General features: G+C 53.2%; 10 protein-coding genes. All 10 read left to right on the forward strand.

Annotated elements, in window-relative coordinates:
* Window positions 1-44 precede the first annotated feature (44 nt).
* The 10 genes from pigD (at window position 45) to PRUB_RS16680 (ending at window position 14,325) form a co-directional block, all read left to right on the forward strand.
* Window positions 45-2,597: a prodigiosin MAP biosynthesis protein PigD gene (gene pigD / locus PRUB_RS16635; protein ID WP_010382560.1), complete on the forward strand. Its 2,553-nt coding sequence runs from the start codon at window positions 45-47 to the stop codon at window positions 2,595-2,597.
* Window positions 2,594-5,146, forward strand: coding sequence for a prodigiosin MAP biosynthesis aminotransferase PigE (gene pigE / locus PRUB_RS16640; RefSeq protein WP_010382562.1), 2,553 nt, complete (start codon window positions 2,594-2,596; stop codon window positions 5,144-5,146). The genes pigD and pigE overlap by 4 nt, the downstream gene beginning before the upstream one ends.
* Window positions 5,147-5,213: 67 nt before the next feature.
* Window positions 5,214-6,233: a methyltransferase gene (locus PRUB_RS16645; RefSeq protein ID WP_010382563.1), complete on the forward strand. Its 1,020-nt coding sequence runs from the start codon at window positions 5,214-5,216 to the stop codon at window positions 6,231-6,233.
* Window positions 6,234-6,260: 27 nt separating this feature from the next.
* Entirely contained in the window at window positions 6,261-6,509 is a 249-nt protein-coding gene (locus PRUB_RS16650) for a hypothetical protein (RefSeq protein ID WP_010382564.1), read from the forward strand.
* An 11-nt stretch (window positions 6,510-6,520) separates the two neighbouring features.
* On the forward strand, window positions 6,521-8,467 hold the full coding sequence (locus tag PRUB_RS16655; protein WP_010382565.1) for an aminotransferase class I/II-fold pyridoxal phosphate-dependent enzyme: 1,947 nt from the start codon (window positions 6,521-6,523) through the stop codon (window positions 8,465-8,467).
* Between the two features lie 2 nt (window positions 8,468-8,469).
* Window positions 8,470-9,966, forward strand: a complete 1,497-nt coding sequence (locus tag PRUB_RS16660; RefSeq protein ID WP_010382566.1) for a D-alanine--poly(phosphoribitol) ligase — start codon at window positions 8,470-8,472, stop codon at window positions 9,964-9,966.
* Between the two features lie 16 nt (window positions 9,967-9,982).
* Window positions 9,983-12,274 carry a prodigiosin MBC biosynthesis protein PigJ gene (gene pigJ, locus PRUB_RS16665; protein ID WP_010382567.1) on the forward strand — a complete coding sequence of 764 codons (2,292 nt, stop codon included), beginning with the start codon at window positions 9,983-9,985 and terminating at the stop codon, window positions 12,272-12,274.
* Window positions 12,271-12,585: a RedY gene (locus PRUB_RS16670; protein WP_010382568.1), complete on the forward strand. Its 315-nt coding sequence runs from the start codon at window positions 12,271-12,273 to the stop codon at window positions 12,583-12,585. The genes pigJ and PRUB_RS16670 overlap by 4 nt, the downstream gene beginning before the upstream one ends.
* On the forward strand, window positions 12,582-13,259 hold the full coding sequence (locus PRUB_RS16675) for a 4'-phosphopantetheinyl transferase family protein (protein WP_155946247.1): 678 nt from the start codon (window positions 12,582-12,584) through the stop codon (window positions 13,257-13,259). The genes PRUB_RS16670 and PRUB_RS16675 overlap by 4 nt, the downstream gene beginning before the upstream one ends.
* Window positions 13,240-14,325, forward strand: coding sequence for a nitroreductase family protein (locus PRUB_RS16680; protein WP_010382572.1), 1,086 nt, complete (start codon window positions 13,240-13,242; stop codon window positions 14,323-14,325). The genes PRUB_RS16675 and PRUB_RS16680 overlap by 20 nt, the downstream gene beginning before the upstream one ends.
* Window positions 14,326-14,368 lie beyond the last annotated feature (43 nt).

Below are 14,368 nucleotides of genomic sequence, written 5' to 3' on the forward strand. Positions count from 1 at the left end.
TTCCTGGCGAACCGAGTTTTAACAGGCAGCAGAAGGAATAAATTATGACAAGCATGACAGGATTAAGCACTCAGTCGGGCGCATCCGGCTTTGAGCATATTTGGCAAGCCGAGACGCAGCGCAGTGGTGCAAAGCAGGATACCATCACAGTGGGTGTGATTGTCGTAACCCGAGATGAGCAATTCTTCCATACCGGGTTAAGTGTACTCAGCGACATTCGGGAGTACGTCTTTAACCGGGTACATATTCAATCAGAGCTGGCGTTGAAAAACCCGTCTTTAGTGCCTTGCTCGCTGTATGACGAAGTGAGAGACAAAGCCATCCACTTTTTAAAGGGACAAAAGAAAGCCATCAATATCCAGGTGATCCAATGTGCCAGCCTGGCAGAGGCCACCGGTAAGGTTATTCACAGCAACGCGCTCAATGAGCAGCCCGATTTTCAGGTCGGTATGCTGTTTTATGATCAAACCTCAATGGGGTTTCAGGACGACAGCATAGATCAGATCGATCGGGACCTGGATGCCTTTTACCGGGCGATGCAGAAAATCGGCATTCCCGCTTTTTATACCAGCTTCTCAACAGTGACCTTTATTCGCGCACTGCGCACGCCCTACAGCTATCTCCCTCAGCAATATCGAGAGATAGTACGCAGTACCGATCCGGCGACATTCCAGACCGAATTATTGCGTCTGTGGATGGACTTTTTCGAAATGAACTATGCCAATCGGCGGGTCAAACCAGTTGGTTCGCTGGCGCTGCACAATACCCTGGGCGACCAGCTCATTAACTTCTTTGCCCGCACAGCGCCAGAGCACTGGCTGATGTCTTATTATACCGGCTCCGTCGTATCTAATTTGATCGGTCACCTGGACCGCCACGCCGAACAGCAAGGCGCACTGGTGCTACGTGGCCCAAATGAACATGCAATTGCCTGTGGTGCCATGGCGAACTGGCAACTCTATCGAATGCCATTTTTGGCGGTCGTCACCTCTGGCATGATGGACGAATTCAAAGGCACACTGGCGAATCTGAAAGAAACCGCTGCACAGGGGATCATCGTCGTTGCAGAAAATCGCCTAAGTCAATGGTATAGCTTCCAGGGCACCATCACGGCCAGCGAAGATATGCGCGACGTTTTGGCTGCTAAGCGTATTCCCTATGTATACATGGATGAAATCGAGCAGATCGGTGAAAACCTCGCGGAGGTATATCGTCTCTATCATCAGGGTCAGGGACCTGTGGTGATACTGGCAACGCAAAATGTGCTGGAATCTTCGATAGAGCTCGACCTGCCAGCACTTGAGGCGCTGCCCGCCAGCCCAAGCGATGAGCCCGTTGAAATCATGACCGATGAACTCCGTCAGGCCATCGACCTCATCAATCACGGGCCTGAAAAATTGGTCTGGCAGCTCGGCCCCGTCAGCGAGGACGAATATGCCCTGATCCATGACATTGCCCAACAGGCAGGTATTGCCCTGGTAGACAGCCTCGCCCACCCAGGCACAGCACCTAAATACTATCAGGGTAAGCGCAACGACAATTATCTCGGCACCCTGGCGATTTATGGTTATACCCCCAGGGTTTACAACTATTTTCACACCAATGACAAGCTTAACAGCACCGATGAACAGTGTTTGTTTATGCTCAAAAGCCGTGTCGCACAGATAGCCACACCATTTTCCGATGGTCGCCTGGAGCGTAAGGTTCATCTGGTCCAGCTGACCCAGGAACAAAGCCACCTGTCACCCTTTGCCGACCTGCATTTACATATGCGCTGTCGCGATTTTCTGCAGGCGGTCAAAAAGCACCTGAATGTCAGTGAGTCATTACGCGCCAGGCGCATGGCCAAGATCATGGCTTACCCGGATACGCAATCTGATGTACTCAGTAAACTGCCCAGTCTGCCGATGTCGCCTAACTATTTCTTCTGTCAGCTTAACCGTGTGATCGAAGACTTAATTGAGCACGAGGACTATGACTACACCGGGGTGTACGATGTTGGCCGCTGTGGCATTTCTGCGGTGCGCAATGTGGCAAAAACACGTCGCGGCTTTTCCGGCTGGTATGGCCGAGCATTGATGGGCGATGCCCTGCTCGCCAGCGGTTATCTGGCTTACACCAGCCCAACCAATGTCATTGCCTTTATCGGCGACGGGGCCAAAGGCATAGTACCGGATATCCTCCCGGCGTTTATCGACAATATTCTGACCCACCCGCAGCTACTCGATAAGAGCATCAGTGTGTTTTATTTCTGCAATGGTGGCCTGTCGGTCATTAACACCTATCAGGAGCGGATCCTGTTTAATCGCACCTCGCGCCAGATGCGCCTGGTCAACCTGGCGCAGTCACAATTTGAACAACAAATTGGCGACTTTGATATTTCTGCGCAAACCCTGACCCAGTTCGATGAAACCGCAGTTCGTACAGCGCTCACGGCACAAAAACGCCTGACCCTGTTCTCTGTGGTCCTCGGCCACAACAATGAAGGGGATGGCATTTCTCTGGCCACAGCCAAAGGCTGGCAACGCGACAGTGCCGATCCCGTTATGCACAACACAGACTCAGATATGCCACCAGCACAGGAAGTTAACTCATGAAGTTTGGATTTATCGCCCACCCGACCTCAGTCGGCCTGAAACGTTACGTGAAAATGCTCGACCTACTGCAACGTAACACCCAAGATCAGCATACCGGCTATAACCGCGAGCTGTGGGGCAAGGCAAACCTGGTACCCTTTATGAACTTTGCCAAAATCACGTCCGCCAGCGGCGCAACTTGTGAGGGCATGATCAAATATATGCCACTGATCGCCGAGGAGATGATTGCTGATCCCAGAGCCATTGCTGAACGTGTTGTTGCAGGCGTAGAAGAGTTTGTCGCCGACGGTGCAGAGTTGGTTGGCCTGGGTGGATTTACCTCCATAGTCGGTCGTCGTGGTGAAGCCACGGCCGCCAAATCCCCCATTCCCATTACCTCAGGAAACTCACTGACCACCTATGCCGGCTACAAAGCCCTGATGCAAATTAAAGAGTGGCTGGACATCAATCCGGAAAAAGAAACTGTCGCCATCGTGGGCTATCCAGGTTCCATTTGCCTGGCACTCAGCCGGTTATTGCTCGCCGAGGGCTTTAACCTGAAACTGCTGCACCGCGCCGGTCACAAAGACAAAGCGGAAATGCTCAGTCACCTGCCCGAGCAGTACCACCACCGAGTTACTCTGACCGGCAACCCGGACGACCTGTATGACGAGTGCAAACTATTTGCCGGTGCCACCTCAGCCGGTGGCGTGATTGATGTGGCCAAGCTACAACCGGGTTCCATTTTCATCGATGTGGCACTGCCACGCGACGTCAATGTCGATGCCCGTCCTGCCCGCGATGACATTTTGATCATCGATGGCGGTTGCGTCACAGCCACCGATGCCGTCAAATTAGGGGGCGAATCACTGAATGTCACCATTAAACAGCAGCTCAACGGGTGTATGGCCGAGACCATTGTACTGGCCCTGGAGCAACGCCGGGAAAATTACTCTCTGGGCCGTTACCTGGAACCGGTCAAAGTGCTTGAAATTGGTGAGCTGGCTGAGAAACATGGCTTTTATGCCTATCCGCTTGCGTCATTTGGGGAACGTATAGACCGCCAGCACGTCACCAACCTGAAGCGCTATTATCATCAGGACATCTATGCCATCGACAAGGGCGACACCAGTCAGCGTCTGACCTTTATCGACAACATCATTGCCCAGGACCCGGCCAAAGAAGACACGCTGGACCGCCACCACCAGTTTATTAACCCAATGATGGTGGAGTTTTTAAAACAACAACGCTGCGACAATGTGTTCCGCAAGGCACAAGGCACCATGCTGTACGATAACGACGGCACAGGCTATCTCGATATGGTCGCGGGCTACGGCTGCCTTAACCTAGGTCACAACCCCAGCGCTGTCAGCCAGGCAGTCAAAACCTTCCTGGATGAGCAAGGTCCCAACTTCATTCAGTATATCTCCGTGCCTGAACACACCGCCAAACTGGCAGAGGTCCTCTGTCATCTGGCCCCCGGCGAGATGGGACGCGTGTTTTTCAGTAACTCAGGAACAGAAGCGGTTGAAGCCGCCATTAAACTGGCCAAAGCCGCCACCGGCAAGCCTGGCATTGCTTATCTGAAAAACAGCTACCATGGTAAAACACTCGGTGCCTTGTCTATCACAGGACGGGAAAAACACCGTAAATACTTCCAGCCGCTGATCCAGGCCATGGTCGAAGTGCCCTTTGCCGACCTCGACGCTTTACGCGAAGCCCTGCAAAGAGACGATGTGGGTGCACTCATGCTGGAACCCATTCAGGGGGAAGGCGGTGTCCACGTGCCACCAGCCGGATACCTCAGCGCAGTACAACAGATCTGTCGCGATACCGGCACCTTGCTGATGGTCGATGAGATCCAGACTGGCCTGGCCCGCACCGGCAAACTCTTTGCCTGTGAGTGGGAAGGCATCGAGCCTGACGTGCTGATGCTGTCCAAGTCACTGTCCGGTGGTTTACTGCCCATTGGTGCCACTTTGTGTCGCAGCGATGTCTGGCAGCGTGCCTACGGCACCTCAGATCGCTTCTTAGTCCATACCTCCACCTTTGGCGGCGGTAACCTGGCGTCTGTCGCCGCGCTCACTGCACTGCGAGAGATAGTTGCGCAAGACTTAGCAGCCCGCGCTGATGAGCTGGGCAGCTATTTTAAATCTGAGCTACAAGCCATCGCCGACCAGTACCCCTTTATCGCCGAAATTCGTGGCCAGGGTCTGATGCTGGGGATCCAATTTGAACAGACCTTTGACGGCGCAGTTGCGGCTTCTGCCAGAGAGTTTGCCACCCGTCTGCCGGGTGATTGGCATAGCACCTGGAAATTCTTACCCGATCCGGTGCGCGAACATCTGCAAGCTGCCATGACACGCATGGAGCAAACGCTGGGAGAAATGTTCTGCCTGAAGTTTGTCACTAAGTTCTGCCTGGATCATCAGATCCTCACCTTTGTTACTGCCAACAGTTCAACGGTGATCCGGATCCAGCCGCCATTGGTGATTAGCAAACCCGAGATTGACCGCTTTGTCAGCGCTTTCGCCAGTGTCTGCGAAGAACTTTCGACCTTTTTAGACTAAGGAAAACGGGTCGCGCAGCCGAGCAGGCCCGACCCTAAACGTAATACATGATTGATAAGGATTACTTATGACTCTCAACAAACAAGATGTCGTTAACCATATGATGGGCTTCTTTCAGGCCAAAGCGGTAACCGCTGCATTATCACTCAAACTGTTTGACCATTTTCGCGACACTGACCTGAGCGCAGCGCAACTGGCCGACAAAATCGACGCGCCACTGCGCTCAACAGAGCAAATGCTGATTGCGCTGCACGCCATGGGGTATCTCACCAAACAAGATGACCTGTATCAATTACCGGCGGAGCATCATACCTTTTTATTAAGTGATGAACCCATGTGGCTGGGCTGGTTGGGTCGTCATATCGACACCTTCCTGTATCCGCTGTGGGGCGAGCTAAGCAGCGCTGTGAAGAGTGACACCAATCAGCGTGAGGCCGTCTTTGGTGACAACCGCAGCTGGTTCGACATCTTGTATCAAAACCCGGATGACGTTGCTGATTTTCAGGAGTTTTTGGGTAAATTTGCCGCGCCGTTCATCGAAGGCTTTGTTAAAGACTATGATTTCTCGCAACATCACTCCTTTTTAGATATCGGTAGTGGGATTGGCACCTTACCCATTGCTGTAGCCAATGCACACCCGGGCGTGTCACTGGCGATCTGTGAACTGCCGCAGGCGTCGGCTTTTTTGCGAGATAAGCTGGGTGAGCAAGGCTACGGTGACCGCATTGAGGTGGTCGAAGGCGACGTGATCGCCGGCAACCTGCCAATTGGCAACTATGATCTCATCCACCTTGGCTGGATGTTGCATGACTATGCGCCAGAAACCCAGGTCACCATCCTCAAAAACATCTATAACGCCATGCCTGCCGGTGGCCGCTTTATTGCGTCAGAAACCCCGTTGAATGATGACAAATCAGGCCCTGAGTTTACCGCTCTGCTGTCACTGAACATGCTGGTATCCACAGACGGCGGCATTGAAAGCAGCAGTGAAGAATATCTGGCGCGTTTCCATGAAGCCGGATTCAGTAATGCCCGTATTCTTGAGATCCCCGGGCCACGGACCCTGATTGTCGGCGAAAAAGCCTGATCAGACACGAACAGAAGGAGTAGCAGGATGTTAGTCACTAAATTACTAGAGCATATCGCCGAACAGTTTCTCGACGGCGAGCGAGACGGCCTAGAGTCGCAAACCCCCTTGTTTGAGCTGAATATCGTTGATTCGGCGGCCATTTTTGACCTGGTCGATTACCTCAAACAAGAAACCCAGTTAAACATAGGTATGCAGGAGATCCATCCAGGCAACTTTGCATCGGTCGATGCCATGGTTACCCTGGTTGAGCGCCTTCAGACAGAGCAAGCATAAGGAGGCTTGATATGAGTGCCACAAACCCAAAAGTAAACCCGGATATTATGGAAACTCTGCAACAGGAAGTTCTGAAGACCTTTACTGAGCTGACTGAGTACCCTGCTAATACTCTGGATCTGACCAGCCACCTGGAGAACGATTTCGGGATAGACTCTATTGCGCTGGCCGAAGTCACCGCGGCATTGACCAAGCAGTTGCAACTCAAAAACCCCCTGTCCATTCAGAATATTCACTGTATTGCTGACGCGGTGAAGCAAATCGCCGCACAGGAATTTCACCTCAGTGAAGCCAAAGCAACAGGAAGCAATGATGGTAAGCAAAATGCACACAGCTGGTTGCGCGAGCAAGTGATTGCTGTGTTTGCAAGCTTCAGTGGCTACAATGCCGCAGAGCTGAGTATGGATGCCGAGATTGAAAGCGATCTGGGGATAGATTCAGTCACCGTGGTTTCAGCACAAGGCGAGCTGCTAAAAGCACTGGGACTGAGAGACAACCTGAGCATCCCGAGTTGTAAAACCCTGGCGGAACTGGAACAGGCTTTTGCTAAGCTACTGGTTGAAGAAAAAGGCGCACAATGGGCCGATGAGCTAGTCACCAAAAACCCCTTGATTGACGAACTGCTCAACCCTGCGACCCGCAACGACGACGTGCAACATCAAATCGACAGTGATGATGGCGATAACCGCACCATGCGTGACTTTGTCGGGATCCAGCACGGCGATTTGTTTCACAAGGCCCGTGAGTTCAAATCCTTCTACGACAAGAAAAAAGCGCAGCAACTATACTGGTATGGTATGCCACTGGAAACGCCCTGTAAAAATCGCGCCGTGATGTACGATGAAGTCACCGGTACCAGTCGTGAGTTTCTGATGTTTGGCTCCAACAGTTATCTGGGCCTGTCGAATCATCCGGAAGTGATCCAGGCGATCCAGGACGCTGCCGCCCAATATGGCGCAACCAATACCGGTTGTCGGATCATTGCAGGTAGTAACGTCCTGCACCTGGAGCTGGAACGTAAGCTGGCCAAACTAAAAGGCCGAGAAGCCTGTATCGTTTACCCTTCTGGCTACTCGGCTAACCTGGGCTGTATCTCTGCACTGACCTCTAAACATGACCTGATCTTTACCGATGCCATTAACCACATGAGTATCACCGATGGCTGTAAACTGGCAGGTGCCCAGCGCAAGATTTACAATCACTCACTGAAGAGTCTGGAAAAATCGCTTGCCAAGTATGCCGACCACCCCGGTGGCAAGCTGATCGTCACCGATGGCGTCTTCAGTATGCACGGAGATATTGTCGATTTACCGCGTCTGACTAAGCTTGCTAAGCGCTATGGCGCACGCGTGCTGGTTGATGATGCCCACTCCACTGGCGTACTGGGTAAAACGGGTTCCGGTACTACGGAGCATTTCAATATGAAAGGCGAAGTTGATCTGGAGTTAGGTACCATGAGTAAGGCCTTGTCCGGTCTCGGCGGATTTGTCTGTGGTGATGGTGATGTGGTGGAATTCCTGCGCTTCTATTCTAACTCTTATGTCTTTGCCGCAACCATTCCAGCCCATGTTGCAGCCGGTGTGATTGCCTCAATCGATGTGATGTTGCGCGAACCAGAGCGTTTGACCAAGCTGTGGGACAATATTTATTACTTCCGCAATCTGTTATTGCAGGCAGGCTTTGATCTGGAAAACTCAGATTCTGCCATTGTGCCTGTGGTTGTCGGTGATGATGCTAAAACGCTGGCGCTTGGCCGCGCTGTGCGTGCCCGTGGCCTGTACTGTCAGACCGTAGTCTTCCCGGGCGTGGCAGTTGGCGATGCCCGCTTGCGTCTGAGCATTACCAGCGAACACACTCAGGCCGACCTGGATGAGGCCTATCGTATTTTGGTTGAAGGCGCGCTGGAAGTAGGCGTTCCACTCAACCAGGATGTTAAAGCGGGACTGGCGGAGGCCTGAGTATGACGAAAATTCCGTCATCAGCCCGTTTTGCACTGAACCTGCTGAGCCATGCTCAGCAGACCCCGCATAAAACGGCGCTGATCTGTGCCGATCAGCAATGGGATTACGCCCGACTCGCTGCACGCGCCTGCCAGATAGCCAATGCATTGTGCGCACTGGGACTGGATCAGGCACCGGTGCTGTTAAACCTGCCAAAGCACCCAGACACCGTTGCCGCCATTTACGCCTGCTGGCTCAGTGGTAACCACTATATTCCCATTGACTACAGCCAGCCTGAAGCCCGGGTTGAACGTATTATCTCTGCAGCAAAACCTGCATTAGTACTCGACCAGGATTGGCTGAATACACTCGATAGCCTGAGCCATAACAGCGACTACGAGCAAGACCTGAGCGCTTACATGTCACGATTGCGTCAGTACCGGGATACCACGGTTGCCGCAATCCTTTATACCTCGGGCTCAACTGGCACACCCAAAGGGGTGCAGATAAGTCATGACATGTTGGACTTTTTCATTGACTGGGCGGTGCACACGACTTGCATTGACAGCGAAGACATCCTGGCCAATCATGCCAGCTTTGCCTTTGACTTAAGTACTTTCGACCTCTTTGCCACCGTGCGCGCCGGTGCCTGTGTGTGGGTGATCACCGAGCAGGAGCAAAAAGATCCCCTGGCCCTGATCAGAGGGATCAAGAAGCACCAGGTGAGTATCTGGTACAGTGTGCCTTCAATCCTGTCTATGATGGTGCGCAGTGGAGAGCTGAACAGTCACAGCACCGCGACCCTGAAGCAGGTCATTTTCGCTGGTGAACCCATTGCCGTGGCGGCATTGCAACGCTTGATCACTTGCCTGCCCGCAAGTACCGCGCTGCATAACTGGTACGGCCCGACCGAAACCAATGTGTGCGTAGCCTGGCAAGTTGACCGCTCCCAGCTGAACGGACTGCGTCATTTGCCTATCGGGTCCTTATTACCCGAATTACAAGGCTGGCTGGAAGATGATGCAGGAAAGCAAACACCACTGTCTGATAGCCTGGGTCGATGTGGCGAGCTGATTATTGGCGGGCGCTGTGTTACACCCGGCTATGCCAATGTGGACCTGCCCAGGGCCACGGCACTGCACCAACATAACTGTCATGCCACAGGCGACTTGGTTGAACTGACCGAGGCCGGGCTTATCTATCGTGGCCGTATCGACGATATGGTTAAGCTAAACGGTTATCGGGTTGAGCTGGGCGAAATCGAATCCCTGCTACATCAGCACCCGGCCATAGAGCAGTCTGCATTACATCTCTCGCTGGGCGAACAACAGCATCAGCTTATTGCCGTGATCGTTCTCAAAGATGGGGCAGAAAAACCCTCGCTACTGGCATTAAAGCAATTTTTAAAACAGCAACTGCCAGCCTATATGTTGCCACACAAAGTGATAGTCACAGCACAGCTACCACTCAATGCCAATGGCAAAGTTGACCGTAAACAACTGGCAGAGCTGATGTAATTATGAGAGGCGTATTATGAGCAGACCCCCAACTTCCCCTTTAGCCATAGTCGGGATCGGCTGTGCCTTGCCCAACAGCATGAACTTTGCCGACCTGGCAAAACAGGGGACACTCAATCCGAGTCAGTTTACCCACCCATTTGGCTGGTCGGTCGCTGCTGAGCCACTCAGAGGTGGGCAAGTGCACACCGATAACTTTGATTACAAGAAGTTTTCTATTCCCCCTTTGTTTCGCAAAGCGGTCAGTCGAGAAACCCGAATGGCGCTGATGGCTGCTGAAGAAGCACTCAGCCAGCTAAACCTCAGTGAGACGCTGCGCGACCATTGCGACCAACTCTGTGCAACACATATGGCCAGCGACGCGGCGTATCGTAATGCCACCAAAGTGACTGCGTTACGAACCCTGGGTGGACAATTGGCTGATACTGACAGTGCGCAAATGCGCATCGATGAGTACAAGCAGGCGCTGGCAGGTACCTTTGGGGCCACCTCTCACGATCGGGTTGGGGAAATGGCCTCAACCATACCCGCCCGGATCGCACATTTTGCCCACACCCGGGGGAAATGTCAGACCCTCGATGGCGGCGATCTTGGCGGTTTGCGTCTGTTACAGGCTGCGCAGGACAACTTCCGCTATGCCGACAGCCAGCTTGCAGTCCTCACCAGTATTCAGTGCTTTCACCACCAGCCACAAGCCGAAATCCTGCATCATCAGGGCATTTCAACTCAACAACCCTGGCTCGAAGGTGCCATCTCTCTGGTGGTCTGCCCTGTCACCATGGCCGAACAACAAGGCTGGCCGGTACTGATGCAGCTAGGGACTATCACCACCACAGCCACAGAGCAGGAAGCTGCGCGTTATTTCGCCGGTGCAAGCCAGGTCTTTTATCAGTTACTTGAAATGCTCCTGGGCCAAACGACGCACTGTGCCGGCGCCGCGACTTTTGGGCCACACTGGCAGATAAGCCAGGCTATATCAGACGATGACACCAACGCGAGTGACGACCAGGTGGCCATTACTCAGTATTGCCCCATCACTGCATTGGGTGATGACAAAGCCCGTTTCTGGCAAACACTGGCCAATGGTGACGACCTGTTGCGTTCACAATCAGCACAGCAGCTCAATGCCTCAGCATTTGTCAGGGCAACTCCCCAGAAACTGAGCACCTATATAGATCAAGCAATGAGCTTTGACAGCCATGACCCGTGCGACCAGGTCCTGAATAAGCCTATGATGCCGGCCAAAAAAGCGCGCCTGGATGTGTCCCAGCTGCGGCTGTTGAACGCCACAGAGTCTGTCGAGATTGGCGAATTCAAACGCCCGGCAGTGATCCTGGCATGTAACCTGTCTCTGAATGCCGATCGTCAGTTAGGCGCGTGTGCACTGTGGGATCAGTTGCCAGCAGCCCCGACACATTTACCTCGCCCCACGCCACCGCCCATTAATCGCTGGAGCTGGTATGGCGCAACGGGGTTAGGGGGGGCCCGGTTGTTGGCGGAACATCTGAAGATCCCACATGCCGACTGTATCGCCATTGAGGCAGCCTGTGCCAGTTCCATGGCCGCATTGCACAATGCTGTCAGAGGGCTGCAATCCGGACGTTATGACGGCATTGTGCTGGCAGGGATTGAAACCGCCACGCTAGAGCGGGACCTGGTACTGTGTGGCGCACAAATGATGTTGTCAGCCACCCGCATTCGGCCTTTTGCTAAGGGGGCTGATGGCTTTACCCCAGGGGATGGCGGTGGTCTGTTTGTCCTGCAGGCAAAATCAGACGCAACCCAAGCCATTGCCCATATTGATGCCATTTCGGGTTCCTGCGACAGCCGCTCTATGACCGCGCCCGATCCACAGGGGCAGGCACTGGCCATGTACAAAACCTTACAGCTGGCATCGGTCAATCCGGAACAGGTGCAATACCTTGAAACCCATGGCACTGGTACCACGCTCGGCGATCAGGCTGAGCTGGAATCACTTTGTGCAGCCTATCGTCGTGAACACACACAACCCCTTTATCTGGGGTCTGGCAAATATAACTTTGGTCACTGCTTTGCCGGCGCCGGCGCCATTAGCCTGGCAAAAATGCTCGCAGCGCTGGAACATGGCTGCATGCCACCGACCCCAATTCTGGGGGAACTCAATGATGCATTGCCATTCGATAACATTCCGGCTGAGGTGCCACAACAGGCGCAACCCTGGCCCTTGCTGGACACTCAACAGCGCATTGGAGCCATCAATGCCTTTGGGACCGGTGGCATCAATTATCACCTGACTTTAATACACGCTCATTCACAGGAATCATTATGAAACTTATCGTACACAAAATTCGCCTTAAACACATTCAGCACCTGGGCGCCTTTCGCGACTGGGTCGAAACCACGGACTACAAGGCCTGCGAACAACTTGATTCAGTCAAAGCCTTTGCGGTGTTTGAAGCGTCCGCCGAAGCCGATGCCCCGTTCCACTTTGTAGAAACCATCTACTTAGAATCTGAGCAGGCGTTTGAACAGGATATGACCACCCCGCTCTTCCAAAGTCTGGTTAGTCGCTTTGATGAGATGGCTGAAGTCGTCGAGGAGTTTAAAGGCGAGCGTATCGCACAGGGTTATCAACAGTGATCACTGAGCACGGTATAACGCCTGAGGGAGAGACGCTTGTCTCGCCCGTTTTGTACATCAGGCAGTATACTGACGCTTTATTACCCGCCCGCGCTCGTCTGAGCCAGGGACTAGCCGTCAAGCAGCAGAGCCGGGCATTGGCCAATTTCGCACTACAAAGGGCCTGCGCCAATCCCTCAGTCAGGCTCAATCATACCAGGTATGGGCAGCCGTTTGGCGATCAGGGCCAGGGGAAGCCTGCTCAGCCTGTGTCCACCAGCCACAGTCAGAACTGGTATGCTGTTGCCACGGCCCCGGTCCCCGTAGGCATCGACATTCAGGTCTACCGCCGCTTTTCTGTCTCCAACCAGCAGCGTTTGTTTGATCATAACACGGTGTCGGCTGACATAATCACCCAGACCATGCAATGGTCTTTGTGCGAGGCCTATCTCAAATCCCATGGCCGGGGCCTGCCATTTGATTTGCGCACAATCCGCATCCAGCAACATGCAAGCCTGGGTGCCACTTTATACGGACGCATAACAAGCAAAAATAACACACTGACACCTGCCAGCTATTGGCTCTGGCAAACACTCTATTTTTGCTGTGCCGTCTGTATCACCGGCCACCAGAAGATAGTCCCCACACTCTCTTTAAACACAATGGAAAACAATCATGACACACACTGCATTTGAACAAACACTGGCAGAGGCTGTCGCACTGGCACGGCTTGCGCCGTCTTCACACAACTGTCAGCCCTGGGCCGTTCACTTCGATCCCGTTATCCACTGTGGCTACCTGGCCATAGACAACCGCCGTAAACTGACCGGCCTGCCATCATTAGAACGGGAGATGCTGCTCAGCTGTGGTATTTTCTTCCACTTTCTTGAGCAGCTAATATGCCTGCGCGGGTATCAGCTACACTGGCGCTGGTGCGATGAGCAAGAGCAACAAGTATTGGCCGGCGAAGACCGAGCACTTATCCGTTTTATGCCGGGACCGGAGCAGGCGCACCAGGCAACCGCATTTGCAACTTTGTCTGAGCAGCTCCAGCAACGCCATACGGTACGTTCAGCGTACCGCAACACACCGCTCAGTGAGCAACAGCGTAACGAGCTGAGCACCGTGCTCAAACCTTACCCGGTGACGCTTGGGATATATTACCAGCAGACGCATGGCAAAGCGCTGGCCCACCTGACGCAAACTTATGCCGGGCTGGATTTTGCCAACAAAGCCGCATGGCGCGAAACCTATAGCTATATTCGCTTTGATGAACGACGTCAGTACGAGGATGGTTTTTACCTGCACAACCTGTTCGGCCCGGTTTCTGGCGGTTTCAAAACCTTTTTTAAAGTCGCCTTTCACCCGCACCTGAGTGGTCTGAATAAATTGCTCAGATTGCCAACCAAAATGGCCCAGGGCCTTGCTGAGTTGGTTGAAACCGGACCGCACTACCTGGCGCTGAATGTCAGTAAAGAAGGCGATGAAGCCCTGTTTCGTGCAGGCTTAGGGCTAGGTGCTTTATGGCTCAAACTACAGCAATGGGGATGGGCAATGCACCCAATCAGTGTACTTGTGCAACACGATGCTGCCAGAGAGGCCTTAGCAGCCAGCCTCAGCCAGTCTGAGTTACCCGTTTTTTTCGCCCGATTCGGCGAACCCGAGCAATCCGGTAGCCCGGCACCAAGGCGGCACTGGCAGAGCATTCTGGTCTCAGACACCCACAGTCTGACTAAGTCCACACCGACTCAACGTGGATAACAAACAAAAAAGAATAAAAAATAAACCATTGCGTAGTTGTAAA

The organism is Pseudoalteromonas rubra, assembly GCF_000238295.3.
In the GTDB taxonomy this organism is placed as follows: domain Bacteria; phylum Pseudomonadota; class Gammaproteobacteria; order Enterobacterales; family Alteromonadaceae; genus Pseudoalteromonas; species Pseudoalteromonas rubra.

Bases quoted from the DNA above. Each gene is read 5' to 3' on its own strand.
- pigJ (WP_010382567.1), top strand. From the start codon at position 9,983: ATGAGCAGACCCCCAACTTCCCCTTTAGCCATAGTCGGGATCGGCTGT.
- PRUB_RS16660 (WP_010382566.1), top strand. From the start codon at position 8,470: ATGACGAAAATTCCGTCATCAGCCCGTTTTGCACTGAACCTGCTGAGC.
- PRUB_RS16680 (WP_010382572.1), top strand. From the start codon at position 13,240: ATGACACACACTGCATTTGAACAAACACTGGCAGAGGCTGTCGCACTG.
- PRUB_RS16650 (WP_010382564.1), top strand. From the start codon at position 6,261: ATGTTAGTCACTAAATTACTAGAGCATATCGCCGAACAGTTTCTCGAC.
- PRUB_RS16655 (WP_010382565.1), top strand. From the start codon at position 6,521: ATGAGTGCCACAAACCCAAAAGTAAACCCGGATATTATGGAAACTCTG.
- PRUB_RS16645 (WP_010382563.1), top strand. From the start codon at position 5,214: ATGACTCTCAACAAACAAGATGTCGTTAACCATATGATGGGCTTCTTT.
- pigD (WP_010382560.1), top strand. From the start codon at position 45: ATGACAAGCATGACAGGATTAAGCACTCAGTCGGGCGCATCCGGCTTT.
- PRUB_RS16670 (WP_010382568.1), top strand. From the start codon at position 12,271: ATGAAACTTATCGTACACAAAATTCGCCTTAAACACATTCAGCACCTG.
- pigE (WP_010382562.1), top strand. From the start codon at position 2,594: ATGAAGTTTGGATTTATCGCCCACCCGACCTCAGTCGGCCTGAAACGT.